A 22,571-nucleotide genomic window follows, 5' to 3' on the forward strand; every position below is an offset into this window, starting at 1 on the left:
ATTCCAGTATGAAAAAAAGCCATGCATGACAACTGTCATACATGGCACAAAGAATTTTGTTTATTTGCCTGTCTACTTGACAGGGGGCAGTTCAATCATCCAGTAAGGCTTCATTGTTTTAGTTAGTTGTTGTTTCTGTTTCGTTAGATTCTTGTTGTTCTTCTTCCATCAATACTCTGTGAGAAAGATTGATACGACCTTGACGATCGATTTCAATGACTTTGACTTTCAGAGAGTCGCCAACGTTTACGACATCTTCTACTTTAGCCACACGTTTAGTATCTAATTGAGAGATGTGCACCAAACCGTCTTTTCCTTTAGCGATCTCAACAAAAGCACCAAATTTTTCAACGCGTTTTACAGTACCATCGTAAACTTGACCAACTTCAATTTCTTTCGTCAATTCTTCGATGATTTCTTTTGCACGTTGGATCATTTCTGCATTATCTGAAGCAATGCTGACTTTACCGTCTTGATCAATGTCGATCTTAACGCCAGTTTCTTCGATAATAGCATTGATTTGGTCTCCACCGCGTCCAATAACGACTTTGATTTTTTCTGGTTTGATTTGCATCATTTCAATTTTCGGAGCGTATTTGCTCAATTCTTTGCGCGGTTCAGAGATAGTAGATACTAATTCATCTAAGATTTCTAAACGAGCCTTTTTAGCTTGAGTCAATGCTTCCGTTAAAATTTCTTGAGTGATTCCTTGGATTTTGATATCCATTTGTAATGCTGTGATTCCTTCGGCTGTTCCAGCAACTTTAAAGTCCATATCGCCTAGGTGATCTTCCAACCCTTGGATATCCGTTAAGACAGTATGGTTGCTTCCGTCGCTGACCAATCCCATTGCAATACCAGCAACTGGAGCTTTAATAGGTACACCAGCATCCATCAACGCTAAGATTCCTGCACAGATACTTGCTTGAGAAGAAGAACCATTTGATTCTAAAACTTCTGAAACCACACGAATCATGTAAGGGAAATCTTTTTCATTAGGGATAACTTGAGCCATAGCGCGTTCACCTAAAGCCCCATGTCCAATTTCACGTCTTCCTGGTGCGCGGCCACGGCCTGTGCTACCAACTGAGAATTGCGGGAAATTGTAATGGTGGATAAATCGTTTGCTTTCTTCAATACCTAAGCCATCGATAATTTGGTGTTCTCCAAGAGGCGCTAGAGTCGCAATAGACAATGCTTGTGTTTGTCCACGTGTAAACAAACCAGAACCGTGAGCTCTTGGTAAAACACCTGTTTCTGAAGCTAATGGACGAATCTCATCGATTTTACGACCATCCGGACGGATTTTTTCTTCCGTAATCAAACGGCGTACTTCATCTTTTTCAAGATCTTCAACGATTTTTTTCACTTCTTTGTTGATACGAGCTGCTTCATCATGATCAGCGTATTTAGCTTCAAAGAAAGCAATAGCTTCTTTTTTCACTGCTTCAGTTTGTTCAGCGCGTTCTTGTTTATCAAAGATTTGAATCGCATTTACCATTTTTTCTTTGTAAGCTGCTTGTACTTCTTCTTGTACATCTGCATCTACTTCTAATAATAGGACTTCCATTTTTTCTTTTCCAACAGCTGCTTGGATTTCTTCTTGGAAAGCCACTAATTTTTTGATTTCTTCATGACCGAACATCAATGCTTCCAACATACCTTCTTCAGATACTTCTGCAGCACCACTTTCAACCATGTTGATCGCTGTTTTTGTTCCAGCTACCGTTAATTGAATATCCGACTCTTCGTCTTGTTGAACCGTTGGGTTGATGATCAATTCACCGTTTACACGTCCAACGTTTACTCCTGCAATAGGTCCGTTAAATGGAATGTCAGAAACCACTAAAGCCAAAGATGATCCAAGCATAGCTGCCATTTCTGGAGAGCAGTCTTGTTCCACTGACATAACTGTATTAGTGATTTGTACCTCATTACGGAATCCATCTGCAAACATAGGACGAATTGGGCGGTCAATCAAACGAGCAGTCAATGTAGCATTTTCACTAGGACGGCCTTCACGTTTGATGAATCCTCCTGGGATTTTACCTACTGCATACATTTTTTCTTCGTAGTTTACTGTTAATGGAAAGAAATCTACATCCATAGCATCTTTGCTGGCTACAGCAGCTGTTAAAACAACTGTGTCTCCATAACGAACCAAAACGGCCCCATTTGCTTGTTTGGCTAACTGTCCTATTTCAACTGTTAAAGGGCGTCCGCCAAGTTCAGTTGTAAAAACTTGTTTTTCTGTCATTATTTGTTCTCCTTTTTTATCGAGAACCATTGATATCCCAGCAATCTACTAAACAAATGTCAGTATTTAAAGTTTAAACGCTCACATTTGCATAGTAGGATAACGGATACTTCAATGTTCTCTGTGTGTAGTAAGCAAAATCAATTTGCTTTTAAAACATGAATAAGCTCATCGCCGATTCACTCTTAAAACGGGCTGCATTTTCTCAATAAAACAAGCGAGATTCCTAAGAACCCCGCTTTAGAAAATAGACAAACGGATCTTAACGACGTAAGCCTAAGCTTTGGATTAATTCACGGTAACGAGCAACATCTTTGTTACGTAAGTATGCTAACAAGTTACGACGGTGACCGATTTTTTTCATCAATCCACGGTAAGAATGGTGGTCTTTTTTGTGAGTACGTGCATGCTCATTTAAGTGGTTGATTTCTTCAGTCAATACAGCAATTTGTACTTCTGGAGAACCAGTATCTCCTTCGTGTCTTGCGTATTGAGTAATGATTTCGTTTTTGCGTTCTTTAGAAATAGCCATTTCTAAACACCTCTTTCTGTTTTTTTCCTTTTACTGAGTAGTCGTTGGTGACTCGTACAACCAAGTAAAAGGTACGTGCTTATCGCACATCTAAATATTACAGAACTTTATTCTAAAATGCAAGTACTAATGTTGTTAATCCTGTTATTTCATTTGAAATAACAACGGACTGTCAAATGTTGTATTCTGCTCTGATTTCTAAAATCGTATCTCTTAAATTGGCGGCTTTTTCAAAGTCTAATTCTTTGGCTGCGGCTCTCATTTCCAACTCCATCGTTTCAATCAGAGTGATTCTGTCTTCTCGGTTTAATTTAGAGATTTGAGCTACAGAAATCTCTTTCTCTTCTTCAACTGCGGTGGTGATCGAAATCAAATCGCGCACTTCTTTTATGATTGTTTTTGGTACGATTCCATGTTCTTCATTATATTTCATTTGCACTGAACGACGTCTTTCTGTTTCATCGATCGCATACCGCATAGAGTCTGTTATCTTATCTGCATACAAAATAACTTTCCCATTTTCATTACGAGCTGCTCTCCCGATCGTTTGAACCAATGAACGTTCACTTCTTAAGAAACCTTCTTTGTCAGCATCAAGGATTGCTACCAATGATACTTCCGGCACATCCAGCCCTTCTCTCAGCAAGTTGATACCAATTAGGACGTCAAATACGCCTAAACGCAAGTTACGAATGATTTCTGTTCTTTCCAACGTTTTTACATCACTGTGCAAGTACTCTACTTTTAAGCCGATTTCTTTCAGATAGTCTGATAAATCTTCGGACATTTTCTTTGTCAATGTCGTGATGAAGACTCGCTCATTTTTCTCAATGCGTTCATTTATTTCCCCAATCAAATCATCGATTTGTCCTTCGATTGGATGGATCTCAATCACAGGATCCAACAACCCAGTCGGACGAATGATTTGTTCTACAACACCGTTTGTCCGCTCCAACTCGTAAGGTCCTGGAGTAGCAGAGATATACATGATTTGATTGACATGTTTCTCGAATTCTTCTAATCGCAAAGGTCGGTTGTCTAATGCACTGGGCAACCGGAATCCATGATCGATCAGTTGTTGCTTTCTCGCTTGGTCACCATTGTACATCCCGCGTATTTGCGACATGGTAATGTGAGACTCATCCACGACAAATAAAGAGTCATCTGGAAAGAAATCTAACAATGTATAAGGTGCTTCTCCAGGTTTTCTTCCATCCATATGTCTGGAATAGTTCTCAATACCTGGGCAATACCCCATTTCCAATAACATTTCAATATCGTAATTGGTTCGTTGTTCCAAGCGCTGAGCTTCCAATAGTTTATTTTCCGCTCTCAATTCTTTTAGTCTGGCATCTAATTCTGCTTGGATGGTATTTACTGCATGACGAGTTTGTTCGTCATTCGCCACGAAGTGAGTTGCAGGGAAGACGGCTACGAATCCTACATCTGCTTTAACCTCACCCGTCAGTACATCTACTTCTCGAATGCGCTCGATCTCGTCTCCGAAAAACTCGATTCGAACAGCTTCACTATCTCTGGAAGCCAAGAAAATTTCGACAATGTCTCCACGTACACGAAAACGGCCACGTTGAAAATCAATGTCATTCCGCTCAAATTGCATATCGATCAGTTTCCGCAACATATCGTCTCGGCTGATTTCCATTCCGACCCTTAGAGATAAAACAAATTCTTTATAATCTAACGGGTTGACCAATCCATAAATACACGATACTGAAGCGACTACAATAACATCTCGTCGTTCAATCAATGAACTTGTCGCAGAGTGACGCAACTTATCGATTTCATCGTTTACACTGGCTTCTTTTTCAATAAATGTATCCGTTTGAGGCACATACGCTTCAGGTTGATAATAATCATAATAACTAACGAAATACTCTACTGCATTATTTGGGAAAAATTCTTTGAACTCACTATATAATTGACCCGCCAACGTCTTGTTATGGGCAATAACCAAAGTTGGTCGGTTTACTTCTTGAATAACGTTGGATACAGTAAATGTTTTTCCTGTACCGGTCGCACCAAGTAACGTCTGTTCTTTGACACCTGCGTTGAGTCCTTCGACCAATTGTCTAATCGCTTCAGGCTGATCCCCGCCAGGCTGATATTGAGAAACTAATTCAAACTGTTTTTCTGCCATATGATCTCCTCACTTCTGCATAACTCGCAAACCAAAGTTCTCTATTTATTCTATCATTGAACATATGTTCTTACAAGCAAGAGAGCGTGGATCCTAAAAGGAACTGATGAAGTATTCACAAAAATGAAACTTTAATGGCAGGTGATTGTTTAAGACTCTTAACAGTCAAAAAAAACTCTTTTGATCAGAACAATCTGATCAAAAGAGTTTTTTTGATGGTAAACAACTGGCATTCTCGCTTCTTAAGCAACAAAAAAGAGCCTGGACGACCAGACCCGATTTAGTGGATTATTTAGCTAATTTAGCTGATAAACGAGATTTATCGCGAGCTGCTTTGTTTTTGTGAATTAATCCTTTAGATGCAGCCATATCAATTGCTTTAACTGCGTTGTTGTACAAAGCGTTTGCATTGCTGTCTCCAGCTGCAGCTGCTTGTTCAAATTTTTTCACAGCAGTACGCATTGAGCTTTTTTTAGTATTGTTTTGAACTGCTGATTTTTCGGCAGTACGAACACGTTTAATTGCTGATTCGATGTTTGGCATTTAGTACACCCCTCTTTCCATGTATAACAACTAAAATAATTGTAAAATTATTTCAACATCGTTTATTATACCGGATGAAACTGCTGAATGCAATATTAAACTGTAAAGTTTTTTTACTTGATAGGAGAGAAGTTTCTTTCAAAAACCGTCCTATCGGTTCGCCATTCCTTGTGCAAACTGCAAAACAAACAATTCGAATTGCATTTTCCGATCTCCTTGACCTGTTTTCAAGCGATATTCTGCTTCTATTAGTCCTTCAAAGGCTTGAGTCAACGTTTGTTCATTATACTTCTTGATTTGCTGACTGGCCAACTTTACCCGATAAGGATGTACTTTTAGTGTTTGCCCTATTTCATTTTGTTGGAAGCCTTGTTTGGATAAAATCATGACTTGGATCAATAAACGGAATTGACTGGTCATAATGGCGTTTATTTTGATCGGGTCTTCTTTTTGCAGCAATAAATCTTGGTACAAATCCAATGCCGGTCCAACTTGTTTTTTCAAGACCATTTCGTTTAAAGCAAAGATATTTTGTTCTAAAGATCTGGATATCAATTCTTCCACTGCAGGCTTAAGAATTTTCTTAGTCTCTAATGCATATAAAAAGAGTTTAGGCAATTCTCCAATAGCCGTTGTCAGATTAGCATCAGTCAATTGAATCATCAGGTCAAAAGCCTCCGGAGTGATCGTATACCCTTCGTTGGCGATGGTGTCTTTCAAATATTTTCTTGTATCTTGTTCAGACATTGCTGCTATATCGATGAATGCAGCGGATTTTTTCAATTTTTTAACGACTTTTTTCCGCTGATCCAACTTCTCGTACGGTGCGAAAAAGACTAATACGGTTGAGGGAGATGGATGGTCCAAGTAATCCATCAAGCCATCAATGTCATGTTCTACTTTTTGTTTTGTTTTTTCTCCCGTTAAGAAAGCTGGTCGATTCACAAACACCAAACGTCTGTCGCCAAAAAAAGGAATGCTTTCTGCATCATTCAGTACTGTGCTCAAAGGTGTTTCTTCCATATCAAATGAACTAAAGTTCAAATCCATTTCATCAGGGGAAAGCACATTGGCTATAAAAGCTTTCCTTAAATTATCTGCCAAATAAGCTTCTGTCCCTAAAACCACATATACAGAAGAAAATTCTTTTTTATTGATTTTCGCTAGTTCAGTTGTATAGTTCAACTTCTTCCCCACTTTCCATATCCTCTTAATCGTACAAATTGAATCCTTAGAAAGCAAGTATATTTTTACTGTTGTTCAAAACTTTTCATCTTCTAACAAAATCGTTCGAAAATCCATGGAGTGCCTTTTGGGTTCAAACGGAAAGTATTGGTAATGAACAGCTCCATTTAAATCTGTACGAAAAACCTTAAGATTTTCACTCTCAAGCAAGTCAATTACCTCATCGTGAGGATGTCCAAATTGATTCGCTTTTTTAACAGAGATCAATGCGATTTCTGGATCAATTTGGCGAATAAAGCTTTCACTAGAAGAAGTATGGCTTCCATGATGCCCCACCTTCAACACATCAACCTTTAAATTAGGGTACTCATCCAACAGTTTCTGCTCTTCTTCTACGCCTAAATCACCAGTAAATAACCATTTGTATGCTCCAATTTGACCATACAATACTAGCGAATCTTTATTTTCCCCTTCTCCAGCTTCAAATGGCCATAGCACATACAAAAAAGAATTCACTTTAACAGGAGCTTTCTTGTCAGCCACTACGCTTGTCAAAGTGACGGATTGTTTTTGCAAAATTTTCGCTGTTTCCCTAAAAAGATCTTTTTTTTCTGTACCTGTCGGGAAAACCACTTCTTCAATCTTTACTCCCTCAGCAATTTCTTTCAATGCTTGAATGTGGTCAGCATCACCATGAGTTGCAAAAACAGTGGTCAACTTCCTGACTCCTTTAGCTTTTAACAGCGGTAAAACATGTCGATTAGCGACTGTTGAAGGAGATTCTTTCTGCATCCACGTCTCTTCTGTCCCGAACGAAATCATTCCTCCTGTATCAATCAAATGATTGCCTTGACCAAAAGGTTCCTTGATCAAAAAAGCATCTCCTTGTCCAACATCTATCATCACTACCTCGCCAAATGGAGAATAGGTTTGATATTGGACAGCCATTAAAAAAACAGCAGCAGCTCCAAACAAAGCTTTCTTCCGGTGTTTCCTTGTTTCTAAAGACATAAACCATAGAATCAAAGCCATACAAAAAATCCCCATTAAAAACAACGGGATCCTTCCGGTTACGATAAGGTTAAACGGGATTTTTGAGAGCCGTGAAGCAATCCATTCAGGAAAAGACAGCACAGTCTCGAAGATGTTAAGCAGCAGTTCAAAAAGTATCGTGCCTGATATCAGAAAAGAAAGAGCTAGGTAGATCATTAACGGAATCAATACCCATGAAAAGAACGGGATGAATAAAAGATTCGCTATCGTTCCAATCCAAGGAAACTCAAAAAAGTGAAACATTAAAACCGGAGTTGAAGCGACAGTCATCACAAATGAAATCAGCAGATTTTGCGTCCAATAATTGTACCGCGACACCAAAAAAGTCTTAGAAAACAGCACCAGCAGCAAACTCAATCCATAACTCAATTGAAACCCTACACTGCTGATTTGATAAGGGTCTATCATCAATGCTGCAATCAACGTCATGGACCACACATCAAGAGTAGAAATTCGAATACTGAATCGCGCAGCACTCAACGCAATAAAACTGGCTACGACAGCTCTAAAGGGACTCGTGCCCCAGCCAATCAAACTGCCGTAAAAGAAAAGAATAGGCACTAAAATGAAATAACTAGACTCTTTGGTCATACCTGCTCTCAATAATAGATACGAAAAAATGGAAAATAAGAATTGTATATGTAGTCCAGAGATACTCAACAGATGAAGCAATCCCATATCTTTGAATTGTTGCAACAGCTCTGTCTCGAAAGCACCAACGTCGCCTAACAAGAGCGTCTTCATATAATCACCTATTTTAGGCGTCATCGTCTGATCGATATGTTCCATCAACCGTTCCTTTATAGCCGATAAGGAATAATTTTCCCAAAACGTATGGCTATTATGGTTTGGCAGAACTGCTAATTGATCAGCTGATAAAATCCAATGTACACGTTTGTTAAATAAAAATTGTTTGTAATCAAACAAATATTGATTCCGATTCTTTTCAGGGCTAGACAACTCTCCTTCAACGATCAATTTTTGCTTATGATGTTGAGACTGCCACCAGTCTTTTTCTGCTAAAGAATCTATATAATAGAATACAACCACTTTTTCTGACAGTTTTTTTTGCTCAGCAGTTTCTTTGACGACTCCGTAAAACTGCAATTGGTTTCCATCATATTTCACTTCGTCCATTTGCAGCTCAATTAAGAATTTTCCTGAACTCTCAACAAGCGCGGTATCATTGTCAGATTGATGGACACTAGTAAAACAGGCTACACACCCTCCAATAATCAGTGAAGTGAAAAAAATTGATTTCTTTTTTAGCCTATACAACCGCAGGAAGAAGTAACTGGTCATGCCAATGGCTAACCAATGTCCTCCACTCAACAGGGTACATACAAGAAGGAAAGAAAACAAAGCAGGATAAACAAAGTATCCTCTCAACTATTGATGAAGTTCAGGTTCAGCTTGATTTATTTTGGATTGTTCTTTGACTAGGTTGTCCAACTTTCCAAAAAAATCAATTGGCAAACGGACTTTTTCGCATTGAACATGGGCTTGTTCAATCAACTTTAATGCATACTCATTATTGTGGTAATCTTCTAAATAATAGATTTTCTTGATACCGGCTTGAATGATCATTTTAGTGCATTGCAGACAAGGAAAATGAGTCACATAAACTTCCGCGTCTTCTGTATCTACACCAAATTTGGCACATTGAAGAATAGCGTTCATTTCAGCATGGATTGTTCGTACACAATGACCATCCACTACGTAACATCCTTCATCAATACAGTGACTGTCTCCGCTCACTGAGCCGTTGTATCCGCCTGCGATGATTCTCTTTTCTCTAACGATCGTGGCACCAACCATCAAACGAGTACATGTACTTCGTTGCGCCAACAATAAACTTTGAGACATAAAATACTGATTCCAAGGAATTCTTTCCACCATAATGATCCTCCGTTATTCTATTTTTTCACGGTATCTAACCGGATAATTAACTCCAGTATACAAAAGCTAAAAATGAGTTGCAATAAGACTTTACAGTATCCTACTCTGCCCCTACTGTTATTAAGTCTTTTAAAGATTCAAAAGTCTTGTCTCCAATACCTGAAACATTTTTTAAGTCTTCAATAGTTTGGAAAGAACCACTTTCTTCACGATATTGAATGATTTTTTCTGCTTTCTTTTCTCCGATACCGTTCAATTCTTGGAGTTGCTGAGCATCTGCAGTATTGATATTGATTTGGCTTTCTTTTTCCTCACTTTCTGGATTTAAAGATGACAAACTCTCTTCAGTTGACGTCGGTGGTTCTTCTCCAATTTGAGGGACATAAACCACCATTTGGTCCACAAGTTTCAACGCCAGATTAATCTGTGACTGATCCGCAGATACCAAAAAACCTCCTGCCATTTCAATGACATCCATCATACGCATATCAGAAGATACTGCATACACTCCCGGTTTTTTCACTGCGCCTTTTACATCTACATACACTTCTTCTGTTGGCGAAGCACTTTCTTCTGTGTTCTCGGTTTCGGCCCCCTCCTCTATAGCGGTCGGATCCAATAAGTACTCCTCAGTAGAATCATCTAACAATTCTTCTGGATTTATTTCGCTTTTTCTCGTGGTTGTTAAAAGAAAGAACGAAACTACGATCAGCACAACGCCTAACGACGTACTGATAAGCCCAATCTGTAATGAATGAGTTGCTGCTTTTTCTTTGAGTCTGTACCACACCTTTACCACCAGCTTTCACCTCTTTCTACACTATACGTAAATTAAAAAGCTTCTCTTTTAAATAAAGAAGCTTTTTACACACTGAACTAAATACGGAAAATCAAAAAAAGAGTAGCTGGAAAGAATTCCAGCTACTCTTTTTCACTTAATTCAATTCATTTAAATAACCAATCGCATCTTGAATATTCTTAACAGGTACAATAACCATATCGGTATCGATTTCTTCTGCAGCGGCAACTGCTTCTTCATAATTGCTCTTTAAATCTGGATAATTTTCTAAAATCACAGGATCGATCTCGTCATCTGGAGCAAAGAATATAGTCGCACCTTCATCGTCAGCTGCAACGACTTTCTTTTCAATACCGCCGATTCTGCCAATGGTTCCGTCAGCACTGATCGTTCCAGTTCCGGCAATTTCATTTCCGTTTCTCAAGTCGCTTCCTTCAAGTTGGGTATAGATCTGCAAGGCAAACATAAATCCGGCTGAAGGTCCTCCGATTCCGCTCGCATCAATCTCTACAGGAATATTCGTAGTGATTTCTGTGTTGTCTACTAAACTGATTCCAAGTCCTGGGTGTTTGGTTTCTTCCATTTCCATCAAATCAGCTGTAACCGTATCTTCTACACCATCCCGTTGAAAAGTGACCTCGACAGGCTGACCTGTTTTTTGCTGTTGGACATAGGCAATAAATTCTTCTGAGCTGTTGAACGCTTGCCCATCCAAAGCTACAATCGTATCACCGACTCGAAGCAATCCTTCAAAATTGGAATTATCCAAAATCGACATGATATAAACCCCCTTGTACGAAAAGTCATAAGGTTCGTCTGCAGCTTCAAATGCCGCTTGGATCGCACTATTGATTGAACTTGTCATATAAAATTGCTGAAGGTTGTTGTATTCTTCGGAAGAATTGGTTGTTCCAAACAATTCTTCTTCCGTATAGCCATCATGAAAAGGTAAAAAGGTCATTAAATAAGTCAATGGTGTTGCTCTGCGAACCGCTACTGTCGTCAGCATATAACTGCCCGGCTCCTGATCCGCTTCATTATCTACTTGGACCAACTCATCCAAATGAACTGCTGATCCAGGAGATTCGATATAATACGGTAATGGCATAAAAACTAATCCTAGAAAAGCTATTAATAAGATGATCCAAACACTATTTTTGATTATTTTCTTCCTCATCGCAACACGCCCTGTACTAGTTATTTACCAATCTACTCTATTTCATATTTTCCCTTCATTGCTCGGTTGACATTTTCTGGAACTAAACCAGTAATGTCTCCACCAAACATAGCCACTTCTTTTATCAAACTTGAACTCACGAAACGGTATTTTTCATCAGCGGTCAAAAAAACCGTCTCTATTTCTTTATTTTGAGTTTTGTTCATAGCCGCTACATCAGCTTCGTATTCAAAATCCTTTACGTTTCTTATTCCTCTCAAAAGAACGGTCGCGTTCCATTCTTTGGCCAAATCAATCGTGAGTCCACCGGTATGTTGAACGACTGTGACATTTGGCAAATGAGTCAAATTTTCTTGCATCAATTGTACTTTTTCATCTGTAGTAAATAAGCTTTTCTTAGAGGTATTTGTAGCAACTGCTACTATCAGCTGATCAAATAACGCAGCTCCTCGCTGAATCAGATTAAGGTGTCCATTTGATACTGGATCAAAACTTCCAGCATATAAAGCAATTTTACTCATTCTCGCCCTCCTCTTGAGAAACCAGCTCATAAATCATGATCTTTGTAATCCCGTATTCCGCGGATTTGTACACTTGAGCTTGTTTTATCGTCTCAGGCAAATCGACTTTTTTGTCGACTTCGCATACGATCAATGCTTCTGGTGAAAGCATGTTGTTGTCCAATAACGCTTCTATTTGAGAAACAATTTGTTGTTTAGCATATGGAGGATCAAGAAAAACCAAGTCAAACACTTGTTGCTCGCTTTTCAAATTCTTGATCACTCTTGCAGCATCTCCGCGTATAACCTTGAATTTTTCTTCCTCTTTAGTAACAGCTATGTTCTCTTGAATGACTTTTATAGCTGCAGGAGCTTTATCAATCAAAACAGCTTTATCCATACCTCTAGAAACAGCTTCAATGGCTAACCCGCCCGATCCGGCAAACAGATCCAAGCAGTTTCCTCCATAAAAATAAGGTCCGATCATATTAAATAAGGATTCTTTGATTTTATCTGTAGTGGGCCTCGTACTTTCTCCTGGTACAGCTTTTAGCCTTCTGCCTCCGTACTCTCCTGTGATGACTCGCATAAGCTATCTGTCCTTCCGTCAATGTTTTATCTGCAAAATAAAGGAATAGCTATGATACAGCCCATTCCTTTATTGCAGTGGTTCGTTTTATCCAATTTCACTTACTTCATTTTCATAGCATTTCTCTTCAGGTTTTTGAGTAATTTCTTCTAACACATGGTCAAAATTCATATTGATGTCTGTTCGATAAGAACGTTCAACTTTACGAACGAAATGGAAACTATTCAATTTTTTCTCCATAGCCTCTACTTCTGAACGATTTACATATAAGACTACATATTTCATCCGCTTAGAAACATAGTGGATCAACCCTTGTTTTTTTAGTGTTTTCATATGTTTCAAACTATATACCCAGACAATGATCCCTTGTCTTTCGTTTATCACTAACTCCATAATGTTCCCCCTAACTGTACACATTACCTGCTATCTTTTTCTTCATTACATTATACCTGTCCATCGACACATCTACAAACTAATTTCAAAACCGTCATCCAAAATCAACAATAATTCGTCTCCTTGATAAGTGATTCCAATTCGACTCATAGATTCGTCCATCAAAATATCTCGATATTCGACAAACGTAAACCATTGCAGCGCATAAACAGAAGGATCTGCCGGTGCAACCTGATACAATAGTCTAACTTTGTCCAAGTCAATCGCCTCTTCTTCTAAAAAAGTCTGAATGGTCGTTTCGTTTAGCGGCTCAGATGCCTCTTCTTCTGTTTCAGATTCTTGGTTGCTGTCGTCATCTCCACCCACTATTTCTACAGCATCATCACTAATGATCACAGCATCTTCACTGGCCTCTTCTTGTGACGCAGGTTCTGGTTGAGTGTTTTGTTCTTGCAGCGAAGCATGAAATTCAAATAATTCATTCCCTACAGCTTCCAAGACTAAGCTCTCTTCTAGCGGAATCAATCCCATTTTTTCTCTCATTACATTGATATAACGAATCGTTTGCTGAGTTCTCACTTTTTCCAAAGCAGCAGGATTGAATTGTTTTACCGGTTCTTGGACGACAGAAGAGAACGGTGTAAGGTCATATAATCCTGTAGAAAGCAGCTTTTCGTTTGTCATGTATTGAATACTGACGATTTCATGCGTCTGACTGTCCATGGTTATTACAGCATACGTTTGATTGTCAAATGCAATTAAAGGCCGATTGTTCAGTTCGTTTTCATCTAAGTTGATTTGTATTGTCTGGTTTTCAAATGGAACAACAAATTTCGGGTGAAATGAAGCGAGCGGATACATTTCTTCTTGTTCCATCCCCATTTCAAACGGAGGAATTTCTACAGACCTTCCAAGCACCAATATTTCTGTAACGACATAATTTTCTACCATAACTTGCAAATAGTCTGTACTGTCGGTTCCGTAGATCCATATTTCACTCGTATCTGATAGCATTTCTACTTTCACTGGGTCTCCGTACTCTACTAAAAAGTCATCGACAGCTAACCCAACGTAGTTCGCAAATCCAACTGATGGAATCAAAGATTGATCTGTTGGAGACTGCGGCAAGGTAGAGGATTCACTCTCTTCACTGTCGCTGATTTCTTCTGGTAATAAAATCGGTTCTTTGGTATCCCATTCAAAAAATAGAGGGAAAAAATAAGTTCCCATTAGAAAAACTACAAATAATACCAGTGTTTTTCTGAATGTTTTCATTATTCTTTCCCTCCCTTTATTTTATTTTGCAATCGTTTCGATCAATAAGTCACCTGAGTCGATGACATCACCGACTTGAACATAAATTTGATCGATTACACCATTTGCGGTCGCTTTGATCGTCGTTTCCATTTTCATCGCTTCTGTCGTGATCAAGGATTGACCTTTAACTACGCGGTCGCCTTTTTTGACGGAAATATCTAAAACAGATCCAGACATCGTTGCACCGATATGGTGTTTGTTTGTAGGCTCTGCTTTTCTGCGCAAAGCTTTTGTACTGGTGATGCTCAAATCTTTTACTTCTATTTCTCTTCCTTGTCCGTTCAATTCAAAATAGACTACTCTGATTCCTTCTGAATTCGGTTCACCGATTTGGTTCAGTTTGATGATCAACGTTTTTCCTTTTTCGATCTGAACTTCGATCGTCTCTCCAGTACGCATACCATGGAAGAACGTCATCGTATCAAGTAACGTCACGTCTCCGTAGCGGTTATACGATTGGTCATAATCCAAAAAGACTTGAGGATACATAATATAACTCAGTACTTCTTGTTCGGTGGGCTCTCTATCGATTTTTTCTTGCAATTCTTTTTTCGTACTGTCAAAATCGATATCTTCTGCCAATGTTCCAGGTCTTTGCGTAAACGGTTTTCTGCCTTTGAGAATAATTTGTTGCAGTTTTTCTGGGAAACCGCCAGTAGGCTGTCCTAAATTCCCCATAAAGAAATTGATGACTGATTCTGGAAAATCAATCTGCATGCCTTTTTCATATATGTCTTCGCTGGATAAGTTGTTTTGGATCATGAATAAAGCCATATCCCCAACTACCTTAGAAGAAGGAGTTACTTTAACAATATCTCCGAATAATTGATTGACAGCGGCATACATCTTTTTAACGTCATCCCACTGGTTCCCAAGTCCAACAGCCATCGCTTGCTGTTGCAAGTTCGTATATTGTCCACCAGGCATTTCGTGTTGGTAGACTTCTGTTTGCGGTCCAGTAACACTCATTTCAAATTCTTTATAATATCTGCGCACATCTTGCCAGTAGTGATCAATTTGTTCTGCATTATCAATATTGATTTCTGGTTTTCTTTCACTCGATTGAGTTGCGTAGTATAAACTGCTCAAGCTCGGTTGGCTTGTCCGACTGCTCATCGCACTCGTTGCTACATCTACTACATCCACACCGGCACGGATTGCTTCGGCATAAGTGAAGATTCCGTTTCCGCTTGTATCGTGGGTGTGCAAATGAATCGGCAGATCGATCGTTTCTTTCAATTCGCTGATTAATTTATACGCTGCTTGAGGTTTAAGAATACCTGACATATCTTTTATTCCAATAATATGAGAACCCAACTGTTGCAGTTCAGTCGCCATCTCTTTGTAGTAGTTAAGCGTGTATTTTGTTTGAGCAGGATCTAGGAAATCCCCCGTATAACAAATAGTTCCTTCAGCTATTTTCCCATTATCTCTTACTGCTTGGATGCTTTTTTCCATCTGAGGAATCCAATTTAAACTGTCAAAGATACGGAACACGTCGATTCCATCTGCAGCAGCTCGTCGAATAAAGGCTTCAATAGCATTGTCCGGATAATTTTGATACCCTACTCCATTAGATCCTCTAAACAGCATTTGTAACAATACATTCGGCATTTCCTCGCGCAATTTTTTCAACCGTTCCCACGGATCTTCATTCAAGAATCGATAAGCTACATCAAAAGTTGCTCCTCCCCACATTTCTGTTGAGAACAGTTGCGGCAACGCTTTTTGAGTATCTGCAGCTATGCCCATAAAATCTTGTGTACGCACTCGAGTCGCTAATAAACTTTGATGCGCATCTCTGAAAGTTGTATCTGTCAACTGTACAGCTGTCTGCTGTTTCAACCACGAACTAACGGCTTCGGGTCCTTTTGCATCTAAGATTTGTTTAGCGCTGATGAACGGTTCGCTTGGCGTAATCAGTTGTTGCGGTTTACGCGGCTCATCATAGAAAGCTTTTTGTCCATGGCCAATTCCCGGGAACCCATTGACAGTAATATTCCCGATATACGCCATTGTTTTATTTCCACGGTCGCGCAGCTTAGAAAACTGATACAACTCAGGAGTGGAATCAATAAAGGTCGTTTTAGCATTTCCAGAAAGAAACTCTTCATGGGCCACAACATTTTGCATAAATGGAATATTGGTTTTTACCCCACGGATACGGAACTCTTTTAAGGCACGAATCATCTTTTGAGCCGCTTGTTCAAATGTACTGGCTTGAACACAGGCTTTTACCAGCAACGAGTCAAAGAAAGGTGTAACGACTGTTCCTTGGAACCCATTTCCTGAGTCCAAACGGATCCCAAAACCACCTGGAGAACGATACGTGTTGATTTTCCCAGTATCTGGAAAGAAGTTATTCAACGGGTCTTCTGTCGTGATTCGACATTGAATAGCTGCTCCGATCAATGGGATATCCAATTGTTGTGGAATGTGAATGTCTTTGTGCAGATCCATTCCTTGCGCGATCATAATTTGAGACTGAACAATATCGATTCCTGTGATCATTTCTGAGATCGTATGCTCTACTTGTACGCGAGGATTGACCTCAATAAAATAAAAGCGGTCGTTTTCCAACAAGAACTCTACAGTTCCAGCGTTTTCATATTGAACATGAGCCATCAAATCAACAGCTGACTGGCACAATTCATTTCTCAATTCTTCTGAGATCGACACACAAGGCGCCACTTCGACAACTTTTTGATGTCTTCTTTGAACAGAGCAATCACGTTCATACAAATGGACGATATTGCCGTTTTTATCCCCTAAAATTTGGACTTCGATGTGTTTTGGATCTTGTATGTAGCGTTCTACATAAACTTCTCCACTACCAAAGGCTGCTTTAGCTTCACTTTGCGCTCGGTTGAAACTTTCTTCTACTTCGCTAGGTTCATGTACAACGCGCATTCCGCGTCCACCACCACCAAGAGCTGCTTTTATGATGATAGGATAGCCGTATTTGTCTCCAAAAGCTATGACTTCTTCTAACTCTTCAACAGGACCGTCTGTTCCAGGGATTGTTTGCAGACCAGCTTCTAGTGCAGCTTGTTTTGCTTTGATTTTATCGCCGAATATATCTAAATGGTGTAATTTCGGACCAATAAAAACAATATTTTCTTCCTCACAGCGACGAGCGAATTCAATATTTTCCGATAAAAAACCATATCCAGGATGAATAGCTTGCGATCCTGTATCTTTTGCAATGCGAATGATATCTTCAATATCTAAGTAAGCTTCAATAGGTTTCTTTCCTTTTCCTACCAAATAAGCTTCATCTGCCTTAAAACGGTGCACAGATCCTTCGTCTTCTTGAGCATAAATTCCGACTGTTTTCATGTTCAACTCAGTCAATGCTCTGAAAATACGAATTGCAATTTCTCCTCTGTTAGCGACTAGGACTTTTTTCATGTCATCTCTCCTTAGATATTTACTGAATTATACTAGATGTATTCTTGTTTTCTTGCATTTCTTTTTGCAGGTTGTTTCTTTTCTTCTCTTCTTTTCATAGCAGCACTGACATTCAAGACAATCCCCATAGAAGCAGATAATACCAAAATACTAGATCCCCCATAACTGATAAAAGGATACGTCACTCCAGTAATCGGCATTAAGCCTAAAATCCCGCCTAAGTTGATAGCGGATTGGATCAATAACATAGTGGCTATTCCAATACACAACAAAGAACCAAAAGGATCTTTTGTTTTTATCCCAACGTAATAAATTCTTAAAATTAAAAACGCTGAAAGAAGCAAGACAACTAAAACACCTATTAAACCTAACTCTTCTCCGAGAATAGACATGATGAAATCTGTATACGGCTCAGGCAAGTAGCCTGTTTTTTGTACACTTTCACCTATCCCTACTCCAAATAATCCGCCCCTATTTAAAGCATAATAAGAATTCACCAGTTGCAGACCAGTAGATTCCGATACAGCAAATGGATCCCAAAACGCTAAAAAGCGATCATATTGATACCCTTCGACAAAAGGAAGGTTTGTTCCAAAAGCTCGAATCAATTCCATAACACCAAAAATTACTGCACTGCCGATAACCGCTAAGCCTATTCCAAATTTATATGAAATCCCGCTCGTCAATACCATCATGACCCCAATGGCTAAAATAATGACAGCTCCACCAATATCAGGCTGTAAAATAACAGGCAGCACAATCAGTGCGACAAATAACAACAAAGGTGCTAAAAAAGCGTTGACGGTTTCTCTTAAATCTTGAACAAAACGATCTTGCCTCTTAGAAAAGATAAAGGCAAAATACCAAATCACTACAATCTTTGCAAACTCTGCGGGCTGAAGCCCTCCCAGAGGTCCCAAACTGATCCATCCCTTAGCTCCATTTATCTCTTTTCCAAAGAAGAGTAGATAAATCAGTAACAGGACAATAATCCCAATTGCACTACTGACCAACTTTTTATACTTCAACACGTCTAAACGAAGCATAAAAATAACGAATCCTCCAAACAGTCCTACTATAGCAAATAAGGCTTGGCGAAGAAAATAGTGTTGTGGGTTGTCCATCGTTTGAAGCGCTACAAAACTGCTTGCACTATAGACCATCAACACCCCTATACTAGTCAATAATATATACGGAATGAGGATATAATAATCCAGATAATTTACTTTTTTCATTTGAGCGGCTAAATTAGCCTTAGCCTCCTCTTCTGGTTTCTACAATTTCATTTTTTTGATCATAAACTCTGATCGGTATTAGACAGTCTATTCTTTCCCGTCTAAATCACCAATAAAAACATTATAACAACAAAAAGGCTTGACAACAATAAGACACTTAAGCAGATAGCCTTTTTTCTGAGAATCATCTCGGTTTCATACATGCAAAAAAGTGCGGAACCTATAGGCTCCGCACTTTTTTATAAGAGTTAACGTCTTATTTCATTTTGTTCTTTTTAGCAGCTTTTTCACGTTCACCTTTGTTCAGGATTTGTTTACGTAAACGTACGTTAACTGGAGTGATTTCACAGTACTCATCTTCTCCGATAAACTCTAATGATTCTTCAAGAGTTAATTTACGTGGAGTTTTGATCACGTTTGTTTGGTCTTTATTCGCTGAACGAATATTTGTTTTTTGTTTTTCTTTTGTGATGTTAACCGTAATATCATTTTCACGGCTGTTTTGTCCTACGATCATACCTTCGTAGATTTCAGTACCTGGCTCTACAAAAATCGTTCCACGGTCTTCAACACCCATAATACCATAAGTTGTAGCTTTTCCAGTTTCAGTAGAAACTAAAGTACCATTACGACGTCCGCCGATAGTCCCTTTGATAACTGGCAAGTATTGGTCAAATGTATGGTTCATGATTCCGTAACCGCGAGTCATTGATAAGAACTCAGTTGAGTATCCGATCAATCCACGAGCAGGAGCTAAGAACACAAGTTTTACTTGTCCGTTCCCGTTGTTCACCATGTCGATCATCTCACCTTTACGTAAGCTTAATGATTCAATGATTGAACCCATATATTCTTCAGGGCTGTCAATTTGAACGCGCTCGAAAGGTTCACATTTCACACCATCAAAATCTTTAACGATAACTTCAGGACGAGAAACTTGTAACTCGTATCCTTCACGACGCATGTTTTCTACTAAGATAGACAAATGTAATTCTCCACGACCTGAAACGATCCAAGCATCAGGAGATTCTGTGTTTTCTACACGTAAAGAAACGTCAGTATGCAATTCAGATAATAAACGGTCTTCTAATTTACGAGAAGTTACCCATTTACCTTCACGACCTGCAAAAGGTGAGTTGTTTGTTAAGAACGTCATTTGCAATGTTGGTTCATCAATATGCAAGATTGGTAATGGATCGATATGGTCAACAGGTGTAACTGTTTCCCCAACAAAGATATCTTCCATACCAGATAAAGCAATCAAATCTCCAGCTCTAGCTTCTTCGATTTCAACACGGTTTAAACCGAAGAATCCTAATAATTTAGTTACACGGAAGTTTTTAGTTGTACCATCTAATTTACTTAAAGCAACTTGATCTCCAACTCTGATCGTTCCACGGAATACACGTCCGATACCGATTCTACCAACGTAGTCACTATAATCTAATAATGAAACTTGGAATTGTAAAGGCTCTTCACTGTTGTCGACTGGTGCTGGAATTTCTTTCAAGATTGTTTCAAATACAGGATCCATAGAAGCTTCTTGTTCACTTGGATCTTCTGATAAACTACTTGTTCCGTTTAATGCAGAAGCATAAACAACTGGGAATTCTAATTGATCATCGTCTGCTCCCAATTCGATAAATAATTCTAAAACTTCATCCACAACTTCAGCAGGACGTGCAGAAGGCTTGTCGATTTTATTGATAACAACGATTGGAGTTAATTTTTGCTCCAAGGCTTTTTTCAATACGAAACGTGTTTGTGGCATTGTTCCTTCATATGAGTCAACAACCAACACAACTCCGTCTACCATTTTCATGATACGTTCTACTTCTCCACCGAAGTCCGCATGTCCTGGTGTATCCATGATGTTGATGTGTGTATCTTTGTATTTAACGGCTGTATTTTTTGCTAAGATCGTGATTCCACGCTCTTGCTCAATAGCATTTGAGTCCATTGCGCGTTCTGCTAATTGATTATGAGCATCCAATGTATCTGATTGTTTCAGCAATTCATCTACCAAAGTTGTTTTACCGTGGTCAACGTGGGCAATAATTGCGACATTTCTTAGGTTTTCTCTTCTTTTCATTAGTATATATTCCTCCAAGACTTCTTCTGAAATCATTTAATCCATTCTGCTCTGCTTTATCTGAGCAAAATACATAAAAAGCTAAACTGTTCTTAATAACGGATGTCTCCGTACATTGCTTATTTCTCACTATTTCCAATAATGAAAACGCTATGAAAACGTACTAGGTTCAACTTTCAACTTTCCTAGTGTAACACTTTGCAGAGTATTTGAAAAGAAAAACTTTCATTTTTTTCATCCTCTAAGCTGCAACTTCTTATAATAGACAAACAGTGTTTTATTTTACTTTTTTCAGCTTTCTTTTTCAGTCAAATGCTGAATAATTTCTTGATGGGCTGCAGGCGTAGCGACAACGACTGGATTTTTTTTCAATAAATCGATTTTTTCACCATTGGCTTGTGTGTAAACTAAACCAACTTCTTCGGCAATCAACTTGCCAGCAGCAATGTCCCATGGAGCTAATGAAGCGGCTATATAAGCTACTAACCTGCCTGTACTGACATACAATGTTTCCAGACCAGCTGACCCGATCATTCGGACTCCATTACTCTTACGTGCGACTTGACGAACCGCCTCATTTTTACCAGATAGCAACAGACTGCTAATGGCTACCAACCCGTCTTTCAACGGGAGATCTTGAACAGTATCTATTCGTTGTCCATTACAACTAGCTCCTTGACCTTTGATTGCACTGTACAATTCATCTTTCATCACATTATAAATATATGCCATCTGTCCAATTCCGTCTTCGTACACAGCTACCATGACAGCAAAATCATTCTGTTGTTTTACAAAATTCAACGTTCCATCTATAGGGTCAATGATCCAAACTACCCCATTCAAATCTTTTATCTCTTCATTGTCACTTTCTTCTGCAAAGATTCGTTCATCAGGAAAATGCTGGCGAATATTTTTGATCAACATTTCCTCTGTTTTCTTGTCCATTTCTGTAACTAAATCATTTCGATTCGACTTCTCTTCTACTTGGATGCTTTTTTCAAATGAATCCTTAATCGTTTTTCCGGCTTCAAGCACCCACTGTGTAATCAGTTCATTCCTTTTATTGATTTGTTCCAAACCCATCACCCTTTCTTTCTATTTTATAGCTCAATATAAGTATACATTTACATTTTTATGGTTTTGCTTGTACCTTCTTTAGCAGCTTTTACTACTCGGTACAAGGAGTAACCAGAAATATCTTCGAATTTGTTACCCCATCGTTTTTCTTCTCCTTTAGAAGGAATAACTTTTTTAAATAAAGCATATTGAGCTAAGAATTCTTCTCTGTCTACTCCAGTTTCGTAAGCCAACTCTACTAAACGCCATAGATTTACAACATTTACCATTTCATCTCGCTTCCACTCATAGTCTAGTGGATACTCATAACTGTTTTTCATCTTACCAACCTCGTTCGATTATTTATAGTCCATT

18 protein-coding genes are annotated in these 22,571 nt (G+C 38.8%); all 18 read right to left on the reverse strand.

All coding sequences use genetic code 11. From position 1 onward, the window contains the following. Positions 1–118 precede the first annotated feature (118 nt). Positions 119–2,287, reverse strand: a complete 2,169-nt coding sequence (pnp, locus tag BM137_RS10540; protein ID WP_425248186.1) for a polyribonucleotide nucleotidyltransferase — start codon at positions 2,285–2,287, stop codon at positions 119–121. A 232-nt stretch (positions 2,288–2,519) separates the two neighbouring features. Continuing rightward, positions 2,520–2,789, reverse strand: a complete 270-nt coding sequence (gene rpsO, locus BM137_RS10545; RefSeq protein WP_092481136.1) for a 30S ribosomal protein S15 — start codon at positions 2,787–2,789, stop codon at positions 2,520–2,522. 172 nt (positions 2,790–2,961) lie between these two features. Beyond that, a complete protein-coding gene (uvrB, locus tag BM137_RS10550) occupies positions 2,962–4,947 on the reverse strand; it encodes an excinuclease ABC subunit UvrB (RefSeq protein WP_092481137.1) in 1,986 nt (661 codons plus the stop codon). A 288-nt stretch (positions 4,948–5,235) separates the two neighbouring features. Continuing rightward, the gene (gene rpsT / locus BM137_RS10555) at positions 5,236–5,490 is read right to left on the reverse strand and encodes a 30S ribosomal protein S20 (RefSeq protein ID WP_092481138.1); all 255 of its coding nucleotides are present in this window, start codon (positions 5,488–5,490) and stop codon (positions 5,236–5,238) included. Between the two features lie 150 nt (positions 5,491–5,640). Continuing rightward, positions 5,641–6,687 carry a DNA polymerase III subunit delta gene (gene holA / locus BM137_RS10560; protein ID WP_244887692.1) on the reverse strand — a complete coding sequence of 349 codons (1,047 nt, stop codon included), beginning with the start codon at positions 6,685–6,687 and terminating at the stop codon, positions 5,641–5,643. 63 nt (positions 6,688–6,750) lie between these two features. Beyond that, positions 6,751–9,060, reverse strand: a complete 2,310-nt coding sequence (locus tag BM137_RS10565; protein WP_143084259.1) for a DNA internalization-related competence protein ComEC/Rec2 — start codon at positions 9,058–9,060, stop codon at positions 6,751–6,753. Between the two features lie 57 nt (positions 9,061–9,117). After that, complete coding sequence (locus BM137_RS10570) at positions 9,118–9,624, reverse strand: ComE operon protein 2 (protein ID WP_092481170.1); 507 nt, start codon at positions 9,622–9,624, stop codon at positions 9,118–9,120. Positions 9,625–9,727: 103 nt separating this feature from the next. Further along, a complete protein-coding gene (locus BM137_RS10575; protein WP_244887693.1) occupies positions 9,728–10,426 on the reverse strand; it encodes a helix-hairpin-helix domain-containing protein in 699 nt (232 codons plus the stop codon). Between the two features lie 136 nt (positions 10,427–10,562). Further along, positions 10,563–11,603, reverse strand: coding sequence for a SepM family pheromone-processing serine protease (locus BM137_RS10580; RefSeq protein WP_092481140.1), 1,041 nt, complete (start codon positions 11,601–11,603; stop codon positions 10,563–10,565). 32 nt (positions 11,604–11,635) lie between these two features. Further along, positions 11,636–12,124 (reverse strand): pantetheine-phosphate adenylyltransferase, encoded by a 489-nt coding sequence (gene coaD, locus BM137_RS10585; protein ID WP_092481141.1) that lies wholly within the window; start codon positions 12,122–12,124, stop codon positions 11,636–11,638. Continuing rightward, positions 12,117–12,692 carry a 16S rRNA (guanine(966)-N(2))-methyltransferase RsmD gene (gene rsmD / locus BM137_RS10590; protein ID WP_092481142.1) on the reverse strand — a complete coding sequence of 192 codons (576 nt, stop codon included), beginning with the start codon at positions 12,690–12,692 and terminating at the stop codon, positions 12,117–12,119. The genes coaD and rsmD overlap by 8 nt, the downstream gene beginning before the upstream one ends. 87 nt (positions 12,693–12,779) lie before the next feature. Then, positions 12,780–13,085 carry a YlbG family protein gene (locus BM137_RS10595; RefSeq protein ID WP_092481143.1) on the reverse strand — a complete coding sequence of 102 codons (306 nt, stop codon included), beginning with the start codon at positions 13,083–13,085 and terminating at the stop codon, positions 12,780–12,782. 72 nt (positions 13,086–13,157) lie between these two features. Continuing rightward, positions 13,158–14,360 (reverse strand): CAP-associated domain-containing protein, encoded by a 1,203-nt coding sequence (locus BM137_RS10600; protein WP_092481144.1) that lies wholly within the window; start codon positions 14,358–14,360, stop codon positions 13,158–13,160. Positions 14,361–14,381: 21 nt separating this feature from the next. Further along, positions 14,382–17,813: a pyruvate carboxylase gene (locus BM137_RS10605; RefSeq protein WP_092481145.1), complete on the reverse strand. Its 3,432-nt coding sequence runs from the start codon at positions 17,811–17,813 to the stop codon at positions 14,382–14,384. 32 nt (positions 17,814–17,845) lie between these two features. Next, a complete protein-coding gene (locus BM137_RS10610; protein ID WP_092481146.1) occupies positions 17,846–19,048 on the reverse strand; it encodes an FtsW/RodA/SpoVE family cell cycle protein in 1,203 nt (400 codons plus the stop codon). Positions 19,049–19,304: 256 nt separating this feature from the next. After that, positions 19,305–21,140 carry a translational GTPase TypA gene (gene typA / locus BM137_RS10615; RefSeq protein WP_092481147.1) on the reverse strand — a complete coding sequence of 612 codons (1,836 nt, stop codon included), beginning with the start codon at positions 21,138–21,140 and terminating at the stop codon, positions 19,305–19,307. A 291-nt stretch (positions 21,141–21,431) separates the two neighbouring features. Continuing rightward, entirely contained in the window at positions 21,432–22,223 is a 792-nt protein-coding gene (locus BM137_RS10620; RefSeq protein ID WP_092481148.1) for an inositol monophosphatase family protein, read from the reverse strand. Positions 22,224–22,264: 41 nt separating this feature from the next. Next, positions 22,265–22,537, reverse strand: a complete 273-nt coding sequence (locus BM137_RS10625) for a UPF0223 family protein (RefSeq protein ID WP_092481149.1) — start codon at positions 22,535–22,537, stop codon at positions 22,265–22,267. Between the last annotated feature and the right edge of the window lie 34 nt (positions 22,538–22,571).

Source organism: Desemzia incerta (assembly GCF_900115825.1).
GTDB classification, from domain to species: Bacteria; Bacillota; Bacilli; order Lactobacillales; family Carnobacteriaceae; genus Desemzia; species Desemzia incerta.

Coding starts and splice junctions, on each gene's coding strand:
- pnp (WP_425248186.1), bottom strand. CDS start 2,287: ATGGTTCTCGATAAAAAAGGAGAACAAATAATGACAGAAAAACAAGTT.
- rpsO (WP_092481136.1), bottom strand. CDS start 2,789: ATGGCTATTTCTAAAGAACGCAAAAACGAAATCATTACTCAATACGCA.
- uvrB (WP_092481137.1), bottom strand. CDS start 4,947: ATGGCAGAAAAACAGTTTGAATTAGTTTCTCAATATCAGCCTGGCGGG.
- rpsT (WP_092481138.1), bottom strand. CDS start 5,490: ATGCCAAACATCGAATCAGCAATTAAACGTGTTCGTACTGCCGAAAAA.
- BM137_RS10580 (WP_092481140.1), bottom strand. CDS start 11,603: ATGAGGAAGAAAATAATCAAAAATAGTGTTTGGATCATCTTATTAATA.
- coaD (WP_092481141.1), bottom strand. CDS start 12,124: ATGAGTAAAATTGCTTTATATGCTGGAAGTTTTGATCCAGTATCAAAT.
- rsmD (WP_092481142.1), bottom strand. CDS start 12,692: ATGCGAGTCATCACAGGAGAGTACGGAGGCAGAAGGCTAAAAGCTGTA.
- BM137_RS10595 (WP_092481143.1), bottom strand. CDS start 13,085: ATGGAGTTAGTGATAAACGAAAGACAAGGGATCATTGTCTGGGTATAT.
- BM137_RS10600 (WP_092481144.1), bottom strand. CDS start 14,360: ATGAAAACATTCAGAAAAACACTGGTATTATTTGTAGTTTTTCTAATG.
- BM137_RS10605 (WP_092481145.1), bottom strand. CDS start 17,813: ATGAAAAAAGTCCTAGTCGCTAACAGAGGAGAAATTGCAATTCGTATT.
- BM137_RS10610 (WP_092481146.1), bottom strand. CDS start 19,048: ATGAAAAAAGTAAATTATCTGGATTATTATATCCTCATTCCGTATATA.
- typA (WP_092481147.1), bottom strand. CDS start 21,140: ATGAAAAGAAGAGAAAACCTAAGAAATGTCGCAATTATTGCCCACGTT.
- BM137_RS10620 (WP_092481148.1), bottom strand. CDS start 22,223: ATGGGTTTGGAACAAATCAATAAAAGGAATGAACTGATTACACAGTGG.
- BM137_RS10625 (WP_092481149.1), bottom strand. CDS start 22,537: ATGAAAAACAGTTATGAGTATCCACTAGACTATGAGTGGAAGCGAGAT.